This is a genomic window from Tunturiibacter gelidiferens, assembly GCF_014201335.1.
Lineage (GTDB): Bacteria > Acidobacteriota > Terriglobia > Terriglobales > Acidobacteriaceae > Edaphobacter > Edaphobacter lichenicola_E.
The window spans coordinates 25,660-43,445 of record NZ_JACHEB010000011.1 but is presented as its reverse complement, the minus strand read 5'-3'; the positions used below and the strand labels follow the sequence as shown (position 1 = coordinate 43,445).

General features: G+C 56.4%; 17 protein-coding genes. 13 read left to right on the top strand and 4 right to left on the bottom strand.

All coding sequences use genetic code 11. From position 1 onward, the window contains the following. Nucleotides 1-18: 18 nt before the first annotated feature. Complete coding sequence (locus HDF14_RS20075) at nt 19-1,194, top strand: glycosyltransferase (protein WP_183980259.1); 1,176 nt, start codon at nt 19-21, stop codon at nt 1,192-1,194. Nucleotides 1,195-1,205: 11 nt separating this feature from the next. Beyond that, a complete protein-coding gene (locus tag HDF14_RS20070; protein ID WP_183980257.1) occupies nt 1,206-1,829 on the top strand; it encodes a putative colanic acid biosynthesis acetyltransferase in 624 nt (207 codons plus the stop codon). An 86-nt stretch (nt 1,830-1,915) separates the two neighbouring features. Here HDF14_RS20070 and HDF14_RS20065 read toward each other — a convergent pair whose 3' ends face one another. Next, complete coding sequence (locus HDF14_RS20065; protein ID WP_183980255.1) at nt 1,916-2,299, bottom strand: response regulator; 384 nt, start codon at nt 2,297-2,299, stop codon at nt 1,916-1,918. Between the two features lie 166 nt (nt 2,300-2,465). Between HDF14_RS20065 and HDF14_RS20060 the strand changes: the two genes are divergently transcribed. From HDF14_RS20060 to HDF14_RS20050, 3 genes are all read left to right on the top strand, one after another. Then, nucleotides 2,466-3,818 (top strand): nitrate/sulfonate/bicarbonate ABC transporter ATP-binding protein, encoded by a 1,353-nt coding sequence (locus HDF14_RS20060; RefSeq protein ID WP_183980253.1) that lies wholly within the window; start codon nt 2,466-2,468, stop codon nt 3,816-3,818. Beyond that, nucleotides 3,815-5,605, top strand: a complete 1,791-nt coding sequence (locus HDF14_RS20055; protein WP_183980251.1) for an ABC transporter permease — start codon at nt 3,815-3,817, stop codon at nt 5,603-5,605. Before HDF14_RS20060 ends, HDF14_RS20055 begins: the two co-directional genes overlap by 4 nt. 154 nt (nt 5,606-5,759) lie before the next feature. Continuing rightward, nucleotides 5,760-6,509: a PEP-CTERM sorting domain-containing protein gene (locus tag HDF14_RS20050; protein ID WP_183980249.1), complete on the top strand. Its 750-nt coding sequence runs from the start codon at nt 5,760-5,762 to the stop codon at nt 6,507-6,509. Nucleotides 6,510-6,592: 83 nt separating this feature from the next. Here the strand turns inward: HDF14_RS20050 and HDF14_RS20045 are convergent, their stop codons facing one another. Next, the gene (locus tag HDF14_RS20045) at nt 6,593-7,069 is read right to left on the bottom strand and encodes an AI-2E family transporter (protein WP_183980247.1); all 477 of its coding nucleotides are present in this window, start codon (nt 7,067-7,069) and stop codon (nt 6,593-6,595) included. Between the two features lie 145 nt (nt 7,070-7,214). Here HDF14_RS20045 and HDF14_RS20040 point away from each other — a divergent pair, with 145 nt between their 5' ends. From HDF14_RS20040 to HDF14_RS20030, 3 genes are all read left to right on the top strand, one after another. Next, complete coding sequence (locus HDF14_RS20040) at nt 7,215-8,552, top strand: alpha-amylase family glycosyl hydrolase (RefSeq protein WP_183980245.1); 1,338 nt, start codon at nt 7,215-7,217, stop codon at nt 8,550-8,552. Between the two features lie 340 nt (nt 8,553-8,892). Beyond that, the gene (gene purQ / locus HDF14_RS20035; RefSeq protein ID WP_183980243.1) at nt 8,893-9,591 is read left to right on the top strand and encodes a phosphoribosylformylglycinamidine synthase subunit PurQ; all 699 of its coding nucleotides are present in this window, start codon (nt 8,893-8,895) and stop codon (nt 9,589-9,591) included. 38 nt (nt 9,592-9,629) lie between these two features. Further along, nucleotides 9,630-10,421 carry a tyrosine-protein phosphatase gene (locus HDF14_RS20030; protein ID WP_183980241.1) on the top strand — a complete coding sequence of 264 codons (792 nt, stop codon included), beginning with the start codon at nt 9,630-9,632 and terminating at the stop codon, nt 10,419-10,421. A 9-nt stretch (nt 10,422-10,430) separates the two neighbouring features. On the opposite strand, the gene HDF14_RS20025 is transcribed toward HDF14_RS20030, so the two are convergent. Together HDF14_RS20025 and HDF14_RS20020 are read right to left on the bottom strand one after the other, a co-directional pair. Then, nucleotides 10,431-11,159 (bottom strand): SDR family NAD(P)-dependent oxidoreductase, encoded by a 729-nt coding sequence (locus HDF14_RS20025; RefSeq protein WP_183980239.1) that lies wholly within the window; start codon nt 11,157-11,159, stop codon nt 10,431-10,433. Nucleotides 11,160-11,179: 20 nt separating this feature from the next. Next, nucleotides 11,180-11,749: a carboxypeptidase-like regulatory domain-containing protein gene (locus HDF14_RS20020; RefSeq protein ID WP_183980237.1), complete on the bottom strand. Its 570-nt coding sequence runs from the start codon at nt 11,747-11,749 to the stop codon at nt 11,180-11,182. Between the two features lie 307 nt (nt 11,750-12,056). On the opposite strand from HDF14_RS20020, the gene HDF14_RS20015 reads away from it, so the two are divergent. The 5 genes from HDF14_RS20015 (at nt 12,057) to HDF14_RS19995 (ending at nt 17,743) form a co-directional block, all read left to right on the top strand. Beyond that, nucleotides 12,057-12,356 carry a co-chaperone GroES gene (locus HDF14_RS20015; RefSeq protein ID WP_020713919.1) on the top strand — a complete coding sequence of 100 codons (300 nt, stop codon included), beginning with the start codon at nt 12,057-12,059 and terminating at the stop codon, nt 12,354-12,356. A 103-nt stretch (nt 12,357-12,459) separates the two neighbouring features. Continuing rightward, nucleotides 12,460-14,133, top strand: coding sequence for a chaperonin GroEL (gene groL / locus HDF14_RS20010; RefSeq protein ID WP_183980235.1), 1,674 nt, complete (start codon nt 12,460-12,462; stop codon nt 14,131-14,133). Further along, entirely contained in the window at nt 14,102-14,275 is a 174-nt protein-coding gene (locus HDF14_RS20005; protein WP_183980233.1) for a hypothetical protein, read from the top strand. Before groL ends, HDF14_RS20005 begins: the two co-directional genes overlap by 32 nt. Before the next feature lie 219 nt (nt 14,276-14,494). Then, nucleotides 14,495-15,457 (top strand): class I SAM-dependent methyltransferase, encoded by a 963-nt coding sequence (locus HDF14_RS20000; protein ID WP_183980231.1) that lies wholly within the window; start codon nt 14,495-14,497, stop codon nt 15,455-15,457. Nucleotides 15,458-15,688: 231 nt separating this feature from the next. Continuing rightward, complete coding sequence (locus tag HDF14_RS19995) at nt 15,689-17,743, top strand: phospholipid carrier-dependent glycosyltransferase (protein ID WP_183980229.1); 2,055 nt, start codon at nt 15,689-15,691, stop codon at nt 17,741-17,743. Nucleotides 17,744-17,786: the final 43 nt, after the last annotated feature.

Below are 17,786 nucleotides of genomic sequence, written 5' to 3'. Positions count from 1 at the left end.
GTCAATAGTCGAAGATTTATGCGGATTCTGCACATCATTGGAACACTGAACCCCGAGGCCGGCGGCCCAACGGAGTCGGTGCGGGTTCTGCTCAGTTACGGCCCGATTGGATATACCGGCGAAGTGGTAACGCTGGACGATCCATCTGCACCCTACTTGGACGATGTTGGATTTCCGGTTCATGCGCTGGGTCCAGTGCATACCACCTATGGCTTCAACTCGAAGCTGTTGCCGTGGTTGCGTGACAACCGTCATCGCTTCGACGGTGTCGTGGTGAATGGACTTTGGCAATACTGCGGCTATGCTGCATGGCGAACGCTGGCGGGCAACACGCCCTATGTGGTGTTCACCCACGGCATGCTCGATCCCTACTTCAAACACGCGTTTCCGCTGAAGCATATCAAGAAGTGGCTGTACTGGATTCCGGCGGAGTACTGGATTCTTCGCGGAGCGTACCGGGTGCTGTTTACGTCGAAGGCGGAGAAGCGGCTCGCGGAGCAGAGCTTCTGGCTGCATCGATGGAATGCGTATGTGGTGCCGTATGGTGCGAGTGGTCCGACCGGCGATCCTGATGTACAGAAGCGTGCTTTTTTTGCGAAGTGCCCTGAAGCGAAGGGTAAGAGATATCTCGTCTTCCTTGGGCGTATTCATCGCAAGAAAGGCTGCGATATGCTGATCGACGCGTTCGCGAAAGTCGCAGCCGATGACCCGGATCTTTACCTGGTGATGGCGGGACCGGACCAGCAGCAGTGGAGCGCAAAGTTGAAGCAGACGGCCGCGAACCTGGGGATCAAAGACCGCGTCTTCTGGCCCGGCATGGTCACCGGAGATGCGAAGTGGGGAGCGTTTTACGGGTCGGAGGCTTTCATCCTGCCTTCGCACCAGGAGAACTTCGGGATTGCGGTTGCCGAGGCTCTGGCTTGCGGAAAACCGGTCCTGCTGGCCGATAAAGTGAATATTGCAGAAGAGATTTCTGAGGACGGCGCGGGGTTGATGGAGCTTGACACCCCCGATGGCACCTTGAGGCTGCTTAAGGGTTGGATTGGTATGACGGTTGCCGAGCGTCAGCGCATGGCTGAGTTGGCCTACCAGTGCTTCCATCGCCGTTATGACATGCGCGAGAATGCGAAGGCGATCATCAGGCTATTTGGCACAGCTACCGTACTTACTCCCACTGCAGTCGAAGCCGAGTAGGAAGAGCCCTCATGCCGAAACAGATCCACTACAACGCGGCTGAGCATATCCCGGCTGAGACAGCCGCGGACCCCTATCTCCGTCCGGCGTTTTCGGTGCAGGACCGACTGCGCCGCCTGAACTGGAATCTGTGTTGGGCAATCTTGTATAGAACGTCACCACGGCCGTTACATTCGTGGCGCGCGTTTCTTCTGCGTCTCTTCGGTGCGAAGATGGGGCCTGATTGTCACTTCTATCCGCGTTCGAAGGTTTGGGCCCCGTGGAATCTGATCTGTGCCGAACAAGTGACAGCTGGAGACGGCGCCGAGATCTACAATCCCGCTCCCGTCACTCTGGGTTCGCATGCGATTCTGTCTCAGGACGCGTATGTGTGCGCGGCGACGCATGACTATGACGATCCGGCGTTTCCTCTGATTGCTTATGCGATGCAGATCGGGGCGTACGCCTGGGTGTGTGCGAGAGCGTCGGTGGCGCCTGGGGTGAATGTCGGTGAGGGAGCGGTCCTCGGGCTGGGATCGGTTGCGACGCGAACTCTCGAGCCCTGGACCGTGTACGCGGGGGTGCCTGCTGTCAAAGTGAAGGAGCGACGTCAGTTCCCTGTTGCTTCTTCGATCCCTTCATCAATTCAGGAATAACGGTAATTTTATTATTTTGGAGCAAAAGAAAGCAGGACCGACGTGGTCCCGCTGCTTTCGTCGTTTCTTATCACACGGCCGAAGAGCTAGCCGCGCAACTTTGCCAAAAGATCAGTAGGGTGGACGGGCTTCGCGAGGATTTCAAACTCGTGCCCTTGCGCGCGAGCTTTTTCGAGCAGATCCGCTGTAGCGGCCTGGCCTGAAAAGAGCAGGATTTTACAACTCGGCAGCTTACTGCGGGTGATGATTGCTGCTTCGATGCCGGTCATACCGGTCATGATGACGTCGCTGATGAGCATGTCTGGTTTGAAGCTCTCGAGCGACTCGACGGCCTTTTCGCCGCTGAAGACTGCGCGAGCTTCAAAGCCTGCCTGGTTGAGGATTATTGCAAGAGTATTCGCAATCACCTGCTCGTCGTCAGCGACCAGCACCTTGGGCTTGGGTGTTGCGGTAGAGGTTAAATCTGCCATGCTAAGTTTCCCCAAAAGTAGAAGGTTCAAGGTTCAGTTTTAAATTGACGTACGCAGGCGGCAGATTGATATTTCGCCCACACAGTAATGATACGCTGAGCGAAGAGGGGTTGTTCGACAACCACCGCAAAAATCCTCAGACCGCATCCGTACCACCAAATTTCCTATGCAGACAGCCATCATACGTGCCGAACGCGTCGAAAAATACTACGCGCAACCAAGCGAAAATCGCATTCAGGTAATCTCGCCGACAGATCTTTCGATCGGGGCGGGCGAGATCGTTGCCTTGCTTGGGCCGTCGGGCTCTGGAAAATCTACTCTGCTGCGAATGTTGACCGGTCTTTCGACCCCTTCTGCCGGCGAAGTTTACTGGCACGAGAAGCCTATTGCAACGGCCAGTGTGAACGTCTCCATCGTGTTTCAAAGCTTCGCTCTCTTTCCATGGCTCACCGTGCTCGAGAACGTCGAAGCACCGCTGAAGGCCCTTGGCATGGAGCCGGCAGAGCGCCGAAAGCGCAGCCTGAAGATCCTCGATACGGTTGGTCTGGACGGCTTCCAGGCCGCTTATCCGAAGGAGTTGTCCGGCGGCATGCGGCAGCGGGTCGGTTTCGCGCGCGCGCTAGTCGTCGAGCCTGAAGTATTGTTCATGGATGAGCCGTTCTCTGCTCTGGATGTGTTGACGGCAGAGAATCTTCGCAGCGAACTGCTAGAGCTCTGGCAAAACAAAACGATTCCGACACAAGCAATCTTCATCGTTACACATAACATCGAAGAGGCGGTTTTGCTAGCCGATCGCATCATCGTGCTTGGTCGAAATCCTGGCCACGTGCGCACCGACTTTCAGGTCGCGATTCCCCATCCACGCGACCGAAAGGCCACCTCCTTCACGCAGCTGGTCGACTACATCTACAAGGTGCTCACGCAGCCGGATGCACAGCCGCCGGCGCTACCACAGACCTCGACCGGAAAGACCGTACGCGATCAAAGGCAGATGCATTACCAGATGCTTCCGCACGCGCGGCCCGGTGGAATCGCAGGTTTGCTCGAGTTGGTGCTCGACCACAACGGCAAGGACGACATCTACCGGTTGGCGGATGATCTCGCGTTTCAGATCGACGATCTCCTGCCCATTGTGGACGCCGCGCAACTGCTTGGCTTTCTGACGGTTACAGAAGGTGACGCGGCCATTACTTCCACCGGCGCTGAGTACGCCAACTCAGAGATTCTGCGGCAGAAGGAGCTCTTTCGCAATGCCGCAGTGGAGAACGTTCTGCTCCTGCGTCAGATCGTGCGCGCAATCGAGTCCAAAAGCGACCGCAGCGTGCCCGAGGAATTCTTCCACGACATGCTCGACGAGCAGTTCAGCGAAGACGAAACTCTGCGTCAGTTAGAGACCGCGATCAACTGGGGCCGCTACGCAGAACTCTTCGACTTCGATGCTTCGCGGCGGCGCTTCATTCAGTCCGAAAAGTTACATCACGACGCGGACGCAAGCTCTACCGCGGAGATCGATGCATGATGAAGTTTCCGGAGAGCTTCAGCAACATCCCAGGCCGGGAGACGCTGGCGCGTTCGCAAGTGCTGCAGCGCAGCTGGCCGGTATTTCTCGACCTCTGCGTTGCGGGTATCGGCCTGGCCTGTTTCTACGGCGTCGTCGTGATTGCACGCTACTGGTTCGGGCATCCCGAGCCGGAGATCGCCATCTCGCTGAGCCCACGCGCGCTGCCACAGTACGCGTTTTATTCCGTCGTGAGAATCTTTCTCGCGTACCTGTTGAGTCTGATCTTCGCCATCGGCTACGGCTACATCGCGGCATACAGTAAGCGCGTCGAGCCGCTGATGATCGCAGGACTCGACATTCTGCAATCGATTCCGGTGCTGAGCTTTTTGCCTGGCGTCATGCTGGCAATGGTGGCTCTGTTTCCCACCCGGCAGATAGGCGTCGAGATGGGCGCGATTGTGCTGATCTTCACAGGCCAGGTGTGGAACATGGCCTTCAGCTTCTACTCGTCCATCAAAAGCATTCCGAGAGAGCTGACTGAAGCCGCAAGCATCTACAAGTTTTCGCGCCTGCAGAAGTTGATCCAGTTGGAGCTTCCCTACGCAGCCATTGGGCTGGTGTGGAACTCGATGGTTTCAGTTGCCGGTGGATGGTTCTTCCTCATGGCGTGCGAGATGTTCGTCCTGGGGACGCGCGACTTCCGCCTTCCTGGTCTGGGATCATATCTTCAGACCGCAGCTGGAACAGGAAACTACACCGCAATCACCTGGGGATTATTGACGATGGTTGCAATCATCGTCGCCACCGATCAGCTCGTCTGGCGGCCAGTCATTGCGTGGAGCGACAAGTTCAAATTCGAACAGGTGGAGAGTGCATCGCGTGTGCACTCGCCGATGCTGCATCTGTTCCAGCACTCTCGCGCTCTACAAAGCTTAGGGCGGAATACACTGGTTCCGTTAGAGGAGATTCTCTACCGGCGGCTCGCAGAAAAGCGTGTTGATGCAAGCCCTGCCAGCACGCCGAAGGCGGATCGCGGAGCGACAAAGAACGGAATCGTATCCAGGATACTGCGTGGGCTTGTCATACTAGTTGGTGCGATTGCGGTTCTTTACGCAGCGTGGCAGGCGTTGACTCTGCTGCGTGAGGTACATGGGAGCCAGTTCGTCGGCATTCTGAAGGGCGCGGCGGCCACCTTCCTGAGAGTGAATATATCCCTCATTCTCGCGGCTGCGTGGACGATTCCAGCCGGCGTTGCCATTGGGTTTCATCCTCGACTGGCACGAATTGCTCAGCCCATCGCGCAGATTGCGGCATCCGTTCCCGCCACCGCGCTCTTCCCCGTCATCCTCCTTGCTCTTATTCGCATCGGCGGCGGCATGAACATCGGCTCGATTGCACTGATGCTCCTTGGAACGCAGTGGTACATCCTGTTCAACGTCATCGCCGGTGCAATGGCGATTCCCTCCGACCTCAAAGAGGTCGCAACGCTCTTCCACTTCACGACCATTCAGAAGTGGAAGACCGTAATTTTACCTGGAATCTTTCCGTTCCTGGTCACAGGCATGGTGACGGCGTCGGGCGGCGCGTGGAATGCGAGCATCATCGCCGAGTACTTCCGGCTAAAGAATCAAACGCTGCAGACGGTCGGGCTTGGAGCTACCATCAGCGCGGCGACAGACAGCGGACAGTTTCAAATTCTGTTGCTGGCGACGATCGTGATGGCGATCATGGTGGTTACGATCAATCGGCTGGTGTGGCGGCGGCTCTATCGACTGGCTGAGACCCGTTACAAATTAGGCGACTGAACGAGCCGAAGTTAGATATTCATTTCCAAACACCTGTCATTACCCACAGTAAGAGATTGTTTTCTCATTTTTTGCGTATCCTTTGCACATGCAGCACAGGTAAGTTCATGCGGTCCCACTCTTACTCTTTCCCATGCATCCAATCGGAGGAAACATGAACTTTTCGTCTGCCCCAAAAGCGGTGTCCGCAACTCTTTATAGAGCTAATCAGGGATTTCGTTGGAATATTCTCGCCTTGGCTCTCGTCGGCGTGTCTGCACTTGCCGTTACGCCCGCCGCTCATGCTGACTCCTACGCTTTCTCATTCAGCGGTGGTGGTATGAGCGGCTCAGGCGAAATCACGTATTCCCCAACAGCAGTTCCGGGCGTACCGGGCGCGTATCAGGTCACCGGTATCTCCGGTAGCTTCTCCGATACGAATGCCGGAGTCTCAAACGCAGCCATCACAGGAATTCAGAGCACATCCCTGCCCACCGTCAACCCGGACGGCACCTTTCTTCCCCCAGGCGGAGACTCCGCAGGACTTCCATATTCGTTTTCCAACCTCTTCTATCCCGGCGGAAATTCCCCCGCAGTCTGTCCTCCTCCCGCGCCTGGCGACCCAGAGCCGCCATATCCCTTCGGCGGCGGATATTTCGATATCTATGGTCTGTATTTCAACGTCGCCGGCGGCTACAGTGTTGATCTGTGGAGTAACGGCGTCGTCCCCGGATTCGGTCTGACCTACGGTGTAGGCGATGCTCACAACGGAACTGGTCTCAACACCTATGGAGAACCATTCTCGGGCACCAGCGTGAATGTCTCCGTGGCCCCGACTCCAGAACCAGGGACTCTCTTGCTTTTGGGCACCGGAATGATTGGTTTCGCAGGTTCCTTGTCTCGCAGACTGCTTAAGCGCGCCTAAACAACAGCTTCAACAAAACATGACCGAAATAGAAAAGCTATCGTCCCGGCGGACGATAGCTTTTTCTGTCTTTGCCTAACGGACTAGGCGGAGGAACTCGGCTTACGGAACGCAAATACGATAGCCAGCAGCGGGGGCGCCAGCAACACTCCCCAAAACGGGATGAGTATGCCCAACACAATAGGTCCAAGGAACGCTGCCCACCACGGAACTTTCGTGGTGCGGTGCAGTACGTAGGGTCCAATGACGAGCCCTTCAAGGATGACAATCAGTCCATACAGTCCGAGCACCAGACCGAGTCGCCACTCATCGTGTCCGCTGAAAGCTACCGCGAGGACAGGGCCGATCAGCCCGATCATGCCGCCAAAGGTTGGAATGATCTGCAGGACGCCGGCAAGGATCGCCCAAAAAGGCGCGAAGGGCACGCGTATCAATTCGAGGCCGATGAGCCACAACACGCCAACGATAAGTGCGTCGAGCGTAGCAGCTCGCCACCAGTTGAGCAGCGCTCCGCCGGCCGTCTTCAGGTGAGTCGTCGTGTTGCTGTTTCGGTAGTCCATACCAACCTGAGCACCCTTCCGCGCATCTGACCTGCTGAAGCAGAACTATAAACCAAGCCACTTCCTTCGATGCGAACAATACTGGCTGCTTTGGCTGGTCAATGAAGACGCGCGCGCGGACGGCGAACAATGGAGCACGATCAAGATGGCTGTCATGATGCAGGCTTTTTACTGGGACGCCCCCAAACACGAAAAAAAAGAGGGCGAATGGTGGAACTTCATCGCCGAAAAAGTAGAGGACTTGGGCAAGGCAGGTTTCAATGCGCTGTGGCTGCCTCCGGTCTCGAAGGCCTCCGACCATACCTCTGTCGGCTACGACCCCTATGACTACTTCGACCTTGGTGACTTCGACCAGAAGGGCGGAGTGAAGACGCTCTACGGCAACCGGGCTGAGCTCGAGGCGCTGATCGCCAAAGCACATAAGAACGGAATCGGCCTCTATGCGGACATGGTAATCAACCACAACTCCGGTGCCGACGAGGAAGAGGTCAATCCGCTGGATGGTCAGAAGCGGTGGACGAAGTTCAATCCAAAAAGCGGCAAGTTTCCCCGCGACTGGAACTGCTTTCATCCCAGCCGCTACGAACAGGTGATGATTGAAGGCGAGAACTTCGCAGGCTTTCCGCACCTTTGCCATCGCAACCCCGTCGTCTACACGGCGATGTTCGAGTACGCTCGCTTTTTAATTGAAGAGCTTGGCTTTGACGGCTTCCGCTTCGATTTCGTGAAGGGCTTCGGGGCATGGATGATCGGTCTGCTATCGAAATATCGCTACGTCAAAGACGGCAAAGACTTCGCGCCTTACGTCGTCGGAGAGATGTGGTCGGGCTCCGAAGACATCGATGGGTGGCTCGATAGAGTGAACAAAATCACGGACAATCAGATCGCAGCCTTCGACTTCCCTCTTCGCTACAAGCTGAAGGATGTCTGCGACAAACCGAACTACGATCTGCGAAACCTGACTGACGGCGGCGCCGTCGTAATGAAGCGGCCGATGAACGCCGCCACCTTTGTCGACAACCACGACATGGGAGACAACGCGATCATCAACGACAAGATGATGGCCTACTCGTTCATCATGGTGCACGAGGGGTATCCCAGCATCTTCTGGTACGACTATTACAACAACGAGCTAGCGCGGCCGCTGACTCCAAACGGCATCGACGCGCTGGTCATCGCTCATCACAAATACGCCGGTGGCGATTCGCAGATTCTCCACGCCGATCCCGATCTCTACATCATGCAGCGGGTTGGCTTCAAGGACGACAGCGTCGATCAGCCGGGCTTGATCTATGTGCTGAACAACCTCGGCGACAAGTGGTCGGGCACCTCGGTCAAGACGAAGTGGCCCAACCAGAAGTTTGCTCCAATCGCCTGGGACGGACACGACACCGCGCATCCTGACGAACGGACGACGGACGCAGAGGGCAACTCCGAGTTCCCTGCTCCGCCGCGCGGCTTTGCCATCTACGCCCCGGTCTAAGTCACGGGCCTCCCGGTGGTCGGCAAAAGATATTCATCGCGACCAACGGGAGCGCCAACCGAAGGGGTACACAAGTCACGAAGTGACCGCCCCGCGCGCAGCGGACCGTCTGAAAAATAAAGTTGAAAAAAGTGGCGTACTTTTAGCACCCGAAAAACGTGGTGCTAAAACTCCACGTAAGCCACGCAAAACACCACGTTCTCACCAGCAAAAAACCACCAATTTGAACGGTGGAAAACCACAAACCCCCTGTAAAACCGCACCTGCCACCACAACCACAATTTTTTCCAGATTCGCCCCCGTTTTTAAGCTCCCGGGCGACGAATGCTATCCTTAAGGTATGAAATTTGGCGTTTTGGTCTTCCCCGGGTCCAACTGCGACCATGACACCCACCATGTGATCGAAGCGATCGCGCACCAGCCTGCAACCTTCCTCTGGCACGCCTCCGAAGATCTGCAGGGCTGCGACGCCATCCTCGTCCCCGGCGGATTTGCCTACGGCGACTACCTGAGAACCGGCGCCATTGCACGCTTCGCGCCGGTGATGCAGTCAGTAAAGAAGTTCGCGCAAAACGGCGGCCTGGTGATGGGAATCTGCAACGGATTCCAAATCCTGTGCGAGGCGGGGCTGCTACCGGGAGCGCTGATGCGCAATGCCAGCCAGCACTACATCTGCAAGCAGACGTTTCTGCGCACCGAGACAAACGACTCTCCGTTTACGCACGGACTGTCTCGCGGGCAGGTGTTGCAGATGCCGATTGGGCACATGGAAGGCAACTATTTCTGCGATGCAGCCACAATGGATGCGCTGAAAAAGGAAGACCGTATCGCGTTTCGCTATGCGACGCGCGAGGGTGCCGTGACGGCTCAAGCGAATCCGAATGGATCGCTTGAGAATATCGCGGGCGTGCTCAGCGAAGGGCGCAACGTGCTGGGGTTGATGCCGCATCCGGACCGTTCAAGCGAAGCGCTGCTTGGATCGGCCGATGGCCTGTTGCTGTTTCAGGCGATGGCGGGGTCGTTGGCTTCGGCTCGATAGACTGCGGCCAACCTGACGTGGTGTAACCTAGCTACGCAATGATTGACATTCACCATCACCTTCTGTGGGGCATGGACGATGGTGCTTCAAGCCTCGAGACCTCTGTTGCCATGGCGAAGATGGCTGCGGCAGATGGGATCACTCATATCGCCTGTACGCCGCATTCGAACGGACAGTATTTCTACGACCCACCCGAGATTGACGCAAAGATTGCTGAGTTGCAAGGCATCCTCGATCGTGACGCGGTGGGTCTGAAGCTGGGCCGCGGATGCGACTTCCATATGTCGTACGAAAACATTCAGGAAGCGAAGTTGGATCCCCGGAAGTTCAGTATTAATGGGTTGGGATATCTGCTGGTCGAAGTCCCGGACTACGGCCTGCCGCGAGGCCTCACGGAGATCTTCTATCAACTGCAGCTTGCAGGTCTGACGCCGATTTTGACGCATCCGGAGAGGAACCCTACGCTGCAGAGCGACGAGACCCGGGTGGCGGAGTGGCTACAGCGTGGCGTGCTGGTGCAGGTGACGGCGGGGTCTGTCCTAGGGCGCATGGGCAAGCGCGCCGAGCGGATGGCACATGAGCTGCTGGAGAACCGGTGGGTGCATTTTCTAGCAACAGATGCGCACAATACAACCTCGCGCGTTCCAAAGATGCGGGAGGCGTTCGAGCTGGTGGCAAGCAAGTATGGCCCGGACTACGCGCACCTGCTCTGCGTGTCCAATCCTCTGGCGGTGTTTCTGGGCAAGCCGATGCCTCCACAATTGGAGCCGTTGAAGCTCTACGAAGAATTCAAAGAGAAGAGCTGGTGGCGCAGGGTGCTAGGCGTTTAGGAACTGATGCTATAAGCCAAGCCCGCCATCGACGGCGAGGAGCTGGCCGGTGATGAAATGGGGCGCAGTTGCAAAGAAGATGGCGGCAGCAGCCACATCTTCCGCCGTGCCGTTGCGTTGCATCGGGGTCTTGCGGGCCAGGTGCTCGTAGGCTTCGTCGACCTCACCCTGAACGATCATACCGGGGGCGATACAATTGACGCTGATCTCGGGGGCCCAGGCCTTGGCCATGGTCTGCGAGAGCATATGCAGGGCAGCCTTCGAGGTGCAGTAGTGGGCATGGGTAGCCCAGGGGTGCAGGCCGCCTAGCGAGCCTATGTTCAGGATCCGCCCTTTGACTGCGCGAAGATGCGGGAATGCGGCTTTGGCCATCAGAAAAGGTGCGCGGGTGTTGGTGGTGAACATCGCGTCCCATTGGTCGGCAGAGATTTCTTCGAGAGCCTCGGATGCAAAGATGCCGGCGTTGTTGATTAAGAGGTCGATGCGGCCGAAGTCGTTGATGACGGTCGAGACTGTTTGCTGGATATCTTCGGGGTTGCGGAGGTCGCAGCGGATGGCGAGCGCATCGACGTCGTGAGCTGTGAGTGCGTGCACCGTCAGCTCGGCTTCGGCCTGGGAGGCGAGATAGGTGATCACTACGTCCGCGCCGCGCTCGGCAAGAGCCAGGGCGATGCAACGACCGATGCGCTTGGCTGCTCCGGTTACGAGCACAGTCTTTCCTGTTAGCGGCCTGTCCATAAACTCCTTGTTGCTATCCGTTACTGCTGAGGTGTTGAGTTTGGAGTCGTGGGCTGCTGTGAAGTTGCAGGAGGAGTGCTGGGCGCGGGCTTAGTTGCTGGCGTGGTAGGCCTGATCGGCTCCTGCACGCCGGGTTTTCTGGTAGCGTCTTTGCCGTCATTGTTCACGTAGGAGGAGATCTGTTCCTTTGGGCGAACCATGGCGATGGAGATCTCTTTCGTGGGATCGTCCACCTGATACTCCTCGGCAAAGGTGGCGAAGCCTGGAGCGATGACTTGCACACGGACGGTGCTGCCGGTGGGGATGACGTCGATGGTCGCTTTGCCGTCGGGGTCGGTTTTGACTTCGAGGTTGCCCTCGTCCTTGCCGTCCATAGAGGGATTGAATACGACGGCGGCGTTCATGATGGGCTTGCCGTTGAACTTCTTGAAGACGGTGACCTCGATGTGCGAGGTGGCCGGGGGAGCTTTATACTTGCGGCCGCGTTTTACGGGAGCATCCTGATCCTGAGCTTTAGCCGGGAGACAGGATGTGAAGGCCAGGAAGAGAACGAGAATCGAGAGAGACCAGACGGTGCGACGTGACGACATGGGCTCATTTTACGACTTTTTGAGCTAGGATTGTGCGGATAGGCACCAGGCGGGAGAGCCTGGATAAGGCTTGCGCGAGTTTCACTCACATTTCACGTATTCAGGTTGACAACAGGAAGCGGCCTGACTATCGTTAGCAATCGGAAGGCTTGAGTGCTAACGGCTCTCTGGTTTGCTTGCGAGCCGGGCCTGTGGCCTGTTCCACTCATTCATTTGCGGCTGCGGCCAGCGGTTGATGGCCGATGCTGCGCTTGACAATCGCGAACGGCTTGCCGTTCGCCAAATCGCACTAAGGAGATGCAAAGCAATGGCGACAACATCATTTACACCGCTGCACGACCGGATTCTGGTTCGGCGCATTGAAGAAGGCGAAAGCATTCGTGGCGGGATCATTATCCCGGATTCGGCAAAAGAGAAGCCACAGCAGGGCGAGGTAATCTCCGTCGGGAAGGGTAAATCGAACGACGAAGGTAAGGTATTTCCGCTGGATGTTAAGGCTGGCGACAGCATCCTGTTCGGCAAGTATTCGGGTACCGAGATCAAGATCGACGGCGAAGAGTTGCTGATCATGCGCGAAGAAGAAGTTCTCGGCATCCTCAAGAAGTAGCACTCCGTGCCGTATACCTCGGCTTCGCCGCTAATCGGCGCTTCGGGCGCCTCATCACAAACATTTTTCACCGGCTTTTTGAGCTGGTAACAGGAGTAAGACAATGGCAAAACAGATTCTGCATGGAGAAGATTCGCGTCAGGCTATCTTGCGTGGTGTCAATATTTTGGCCGACGCAGTGAAGGTGACGCTTGGACCCAAGGGTCGCAATGTTGTTATCGAGAAGAAGTTCGGTTCTCCGACGATCACGAAGGACGGCGTGACCGTTGCCAAGGAGATCGAGCTTGCAAACGCGCTCGAAAACATGGGCGCGCAGATGGTTCGCGAAGTAGCTTCGAAGACCTCTGATGTCGCCGGTGACGGTACCACCACTGCTACCGTTCTGGCACAGGCGATCTACCGCGAGGGTGTGAAGACGGTTGCTGCCGGTGCGAACCCGATGGCTCTGAAGCGCGGTATCGATAAGGCTGTGGAAGCCATCATCGGCAAGCGCGATGAGAACGGCGCCCCGGTTGGCGGAGAACTGAGCAAGCTATCGAAGCCTGTCTCGGGCGATATGATCGCTCAGGTCGGGACCATCTCAGCAAATTCCGACTCGCAGATCGGCGTGATCATCGCCGAGGCGATGAAGAAGGTTGGCAAGGATGGCGTCATCACCGTTGAAGAGTCCCGCACGATGGAGACTCAGCTGGATGTCGTAGAGGGCATGCAGTTCGATCGTGGCTATCTTTCGCCTTACTTCGTAACTGACGCAGAGCGGATGGAAGTTGCCCAAGAGAATCCCTACATCCTGATCTACGAGAAGAAGATCTCGTCGATGAAGGACCTGCTGCCGTTGCTTGAGCAGATCGCACGCACCGCCAAGCCCCTCGTCATCATTGCCGAGGATGTGGATGGTGAGGCGCTTGCAACTCTGGTCGTCAACAAGCTGCGTGGCACCTTAAATGTTGCGGCCGTGAAGGCTCCTGGCTTCGGCGATCGTCGCAAGGCGATGCTGCAGGATATCGCGATTCTAACCGGCGGCAAGGCGATCACGGAAGACCTCGGCATCAAGCTCGAGGGCGTCAAGATCGAAGACCTTGGCACTGCGAAGCGCGTGACGATCGACAAGGACAACACCACCATCGTTGATGGCGGAGGCAAGGATGGCGATGTCGAAGGACGCGTGAAGGAGATTCGCGCACAGATCGACAAGACCACCTCTGACTACGACCGTGAGAAGCTGCAGGAGCGTTTGGCCAAGCTGGTTGGCGGCGTTGCAGTGATCAAGGTGGGCGCGGCGACTGAGACCGAGATGAAGGAAAAGAAGGCTCGTGTCGAGGATGCGATGCATGCGACGCGTGCTGCGGTTGAGGAAGGCATCGTCCCGGGCGGCGGCGTGGCGTTCATTCGCTGCACGGCTGCAGTTGAGGCAGTGATCAAGAGCCTTGAAGGCGACGAGAAGATCGGCGCAACGATCATCCGTCGCGCAATCGAGGAGCCGTTGCGCATGATCGTCTCGAACGCAGGCGAAGAGGGCGCAGTCGTGATCGGCAAGATCCACGAATCGAAGGAGTCCAACTACGGCTACAACGCCGCTACGGGCGCCTACGAGGACCTGGTGAAGGCTGGTGTCATCGATCCGACCAAGGTGACGCGCACTGCTCTGCAGAACGCGGCTTCGATTGCTGGATTGATGCTGACCACCGAGGCGATGATCTCCGAGATCCCAGAGAAGAAGGAAGCTGGCGGCGGCGGACATCAGCATGGCGGCGGCGGTATGGACGGCATGTACTAAGAAGCTGTTTCAAGAAAAAAAGCAAAGCCCCGGTGAACCCGGGGCTTTGCTGTTTTTGTTGAGCTTTTTAGGGGTGTTTTGGGAAAAACGTGGTTTTGAACGTGGTTTTTCGATGGTGAAGTTGTGGTGTTTTGCATGGTAAACGTGGTGTTTTGGACGCATGTTTTTCGACGTCGAAAAATACGCCAACTGAATCGAAACTTTTTTTGTGAAAATTTCGGTCGTCGATTGGTCTTGGGGTGAAATCGGACGAAGATTTGACGATTGTCTGACGGCGGTGTGACAAGACCAGGATTGGGGAGTGATAGTTTTCTCTTGTTCCCATAATCGCAGGGAAGGCTTGTCGGAAATGCCACAGGAGATGCCAGTCAGAACGTTGTTGAAGGCGACTCTACCGGAGAGTTTGTATGGAGGGCTTCGTTCGGTTAAGAATTCTCCTGCACGTGCGTTTCAGTGGACGATGGATCGGTGCGGATTTGTGGTGGCGCGGAAGAGCGACTACTATTCCCCGCTGCCGTCGCGCGAGGCACTGAAGTCTACGAAGAGACGATGGAGTGGGCCGAGTTCTCTGCGTGGTGTGGAATACGACCTGGAAAAGATGAAGACGAAGCTGGCGGATCTGCTGGGCCGCTATCTCGGCGAATTTTCCGAAATCTTCACCTCGTATGAAGAGGCACTGGAACTGGGGTTTGGGCCGGGGTATCCGAGGTTCGATGCAGAGGTGCTGTACGCGATGCTGCGGGCGAGGAGGCCTGCGCAGTATGTCGAGGTTGGGTCGGGGCTGTCGACCTACTATGCGAGCCTTGCAGCGATGAAGAACGCGCGTGAGGGCTATCCGATGAAGATTACCTGCATCGAGCCTCATCCGTTTGTCGCTCTGAAGACTCTGCCCGGGATTAGCATTCTGCAGCAGGAGGTGCAGGATGTGGGGTTAGAGGTGTTTACTTCGCTTGGCAAGGACGATGTGCTGTTTATCGACTCGAGCCACATCGTCCGGGTGGATGGGGATGTGCCGTTTTTATTTCTTGAGGTGTTGCCGGCTTTGCATTCGGGCCCGTTGATTCATATTCACGACATACCGTTTCCGTATCACGGTCCTTATCCCGCGGAGTACTGGGTCTACGAGAGTGTCTGGCCGATGTGGTGGAACGAGTCGATGCTGCTGCATGCGCTGCTTTGCGGGAACAGCCAGTTTTCTGTGACGCTGTCGACTCCGTTGATTCGCCATCATGATGAGGCGTTTCTTCGGACGGTGGCGCCGGGGTATCGGGGCATCGACGAAGAGCCGAATACGTTTTCTTCGATCTGGATTGAGCGGGTTTAGCAGCGGATCTTGCGCCGACCCAACTCGTCGCCTATGCAACTTCCGGCATTCGGGTCATCCCGGAATAACTGACGAAAAGCGCGTTTGTCAGGACTGATCCTCTCCCAAAGGTGCACCGCCACGATCAAAGTAATCCTCCTAAATGCCGTTATCAGTGTCCGCAACGCTCGTCCGAGAGAGGCCCCGTCGAGGTATGGCGTACGATTGTTATCCGAACTTGAGGCAGCTGAATTGACAAAAATAACTACTTTTCCAGCTGTTATCTGGCTGCTTGGAGCGGCACTTACGGGTGCGTTTCTTTGGCAAATGCTCGCGGTCACCAACCGGGAAGTCATTACCAACGATGAAGGCTTTCACACCTATGCAGGCTATCGGTACTGGCAATGCGCCGATTTCGGAGTGAATCCAGAGCATCCTCCGCTCGGGAAGATGATTGCCGGTTTGGTGCTTCAAGTCGCGAAGATCCCAGCTCCGAGTGGGTCTTGTCCGGTGGTTTCGACGGCTAAGGGGTCAGGATATGCGGATTCAGCGGAGTGGCTTTACGGCTCCACTGGTCCGGGTGTGGAAGCGAAGATCGATCGAGTAATTCCACTCGCACGTCGCGGGATGGCGACATTTGCATTGCTTCTAGCACTAACAGCCTTCTTCTTCACCCGAAGAATGTTCGGTGATCTCAGCGCTCTGGTGAGCCTCGCTCTTATCGCTTTCGAGCCGACCCTCGTAGCACACGGCTCACTCGTCACCACGGATATGGCGCTTTCCGCTACCAGCCTTCTCGCGGTGGCGTCATTTTTCCTGTTTCACCGGCGACGCAACTTTCACGGACTTCTTCTTGCAGGTCTCTCCTGTGGCTTGGCGCTCTCCGTAAAGCACTCTGGCGTGCTGATCGTGCCGACTATTTTGCTCTTGGCGCTTGCGGAGCTCGCATTTGATTGGAACCGCGTCGAGCAGGTGCGAACCAACAAAGTATTAAAAGAAGCAGCGGCCGTCCTTTTCATTCTTTTTTTAGGCTTCGGGGTTCTTTGGGCAACGTATCACTTTCGCTATGCGGCCAGACCAGATGGGGCTCAGATGACCACGTCACTGAACGACTTCATCGCGGACACACGAGCTAAGGAGAATCACAGCGTCATTCTTGAGACCATCCCATTTCTTGCGCATCACCATCTACTCCCAGAGGCGTATCTCTATGGCTTCGTTGATGTCCTCAGCATCTCCGATCCTGGCCAGTCTGCATTTCTTTTCGGGCATTTGTATCCCCACGGTGTTCCGCAGTACTTCCCCTCTGTCATCCTGATAAAAACCACGCTTGGAATGATCGGCCTCGCTCTCCTTTCTCTTCTGGCGTTCAGGAAATACAGCTTCGACATACGGCCCTTCTACTTTTTGGCTCCCAGCTTAGTGTGGCTACTTGCAGGCATGGTCAGCACACTGAACATCGGATATCGCCACATCCTCCCTGCGATCGCACCTGCCTGCTGCCTCATAGGAGCGGCAATCGTTCATCTTTGGCGAACAAACGGGCGCTTCGTTCGCTTCGCTATTGCAGTGTTGTTAGTGGCGCATGTTGCTTCATCGCTTGTCGCATTTCCAAACGAGCTCGCTTACGGCAACGAAGTCTTTGGAGGAGTTTCAAACAGCCACAATCTCCTCACGGACTCAAACAACGATTGGGGGCAGGCTCTGCCGCAGGTCGCGACGTGGTTGAAAGATAATCGAGTCTCTGATTGTTCGTTCGCCTACGACGGCTTCGCAAGACCAGACCATTCAGGTATCGCCTGTAATCGCATCATCGCCAATCTCTTCGAGCTGAACGGGGACAAGGGCGAAGCGCAGTTGTCCAGAATCCAGTCGGGAATCTTCATCATCAGCGGGCTCAGCTGGTCAGGCATCGAGTGGGAGCGCCCTGATCTGAATCCTTATGAGGTGTTTCAGAAAGCCAAGCCGCGCGCCGTCATCGGTGGGGCGGACATGGTCTACACCGGGACATTTGACATGAGCAGAGTGATCGCCGTCAACCAACTCGCTGAAGCGATGAGCTTGAATGGCGACAAAAAGTTTTCTCAAGCACTCGGACCAGCCAGAGACGCTGTGCACGAGATGCCCACAAGTGCATTTGCCCACCTGGCGCTCGCAAATGCGTTGGCTGGAATCGGTCTTAATGATCAGGCCCATCAGGAATACCAGGAAGCCGACACCATCGCGGCTTCCCAACCAGAATGGTATTTCCTTCAGAGAGCAGAAATTCATGCCGGACTCGCAGCTAGTGCCCGTGCCTCCCGATAAAGAGCGATAAGTCGGCTTGTGGGAAGTGACAAGGACTATAGCG

Excerpts from the sequence above, each read along its gene's own strand:
- HDF14_RS20070 (WP_183980257.1), top strand. The coding sequence starts at position 1,206 with ATGCCGAAACAGATCCACTACAACGCGGCTGAGCATATCCCGGCTGAG.
- HDF14_RS20050 (WP_183980249.1), top strand. The coding sequence starts at position 5,760 with ATGAACTTTTCGTCTGCCCCAAAAGCGGTGTCCGCAACTCTTTATAGA.
- HDF14_RS20060 (WP_183980253.1), top strand. The coding sequence starts at position 2,466 with ATGCAGACAGCCATCATACGTGCCGAACGCGTCGAAAAATACTACGCG.
- groL (WP_183980235.1), top strand. The coding sequence starts at position 12,460 with ATGGCAAAACAGATTCTGCATGGAGAAGATTCGCGTCAGGCTATCTTG.
- HDF14_RS20020 (WP_183980237.1), bottom strand. The coding sequence starts at position 11,749 with ATGTCGTCACGTCGCACCGTCTGGTCTCTCTCGATTCTCGTTCTCTTC.
- HDF14_RS20015 (WP_020713919.1), top strand. The coding sequence starts at position 12,057 with ATGGCGACAACATCATTTACACCGCTGCACGACCGGATTCTGGTTCGG.
- HDF14_RS20065 (WP_183980255.1), bottom strand. The coding sequence starts at position 2,299 with ATGGCAGATTTAACCTCTACCGCAACACCCAAGCCCAAGGTGCTGGTC.
- HDF14_RS20000 (WP_183980231.1), top strand. The coding sequence starts at position 14,495 with ATGCCAGTCAGAACGTTGTTGAAGGCGACTCTACCGGAGAGTTTGTAT.
- HDF14_RS20005 (WP_183980233.1), top strand. The coding sequence starts at position 14,102 with ATGGCGGCGGCGGTATGGACGGCATGTACTAAGAAGCTGTTTCAAGAA.
- HDF14_RS20055 (WP_183980251.1), top strand. The coding sequence starts at position 3,815 with ATGATGAAGTTTCCGGAGAGCTTCAGCAACATCCCAGGCCGGGAGACG.
- HDF14_RS20075 (WP_183980259.1), top strand. The coding sequence starts at position 19 with ATGCGGATTCTGCACATCATTGGAACACTGAACCCCGAGGCCGGCGGC.
- HDF14_RS20030 (WP_183980241.1), top strand. The coding sequence starts at position 9,630 with ATGATTGACATTCACCATCACCTTCTGTGGGGCATGGACGATGGTGCT.
- HDF14_RS20025 (WP_183980239.1), bottom strand. The coding sequence starts at position 11,159 with ATGGACAGGCCGCTAACAGGAAAGACTGTGCTCGTAACCGGAGCAGCC.
- HDF14_RS20045 (WP_183980247.1), bottom strand. The coding sequence starts at position 7,069 with ATGGACTACCGAAACAGCAACACGACGACTCACCTGAAGACGGCCGGC.
- purQ (WP_183980243.1), top strand. The coding sequence starts at position 8,893 with ATGAAATTTGGCGTTTTGGTCTTCCCCGGGTCCAACTGCGACCATGAC.
- HDF14_RS20040 (WP_183980245.1), top strand. The coding sequence starts at position 7,215 with ATGGCTGTCATGATGCAGGCTTTTTACTGGGACGCCCCCAAACACGAA.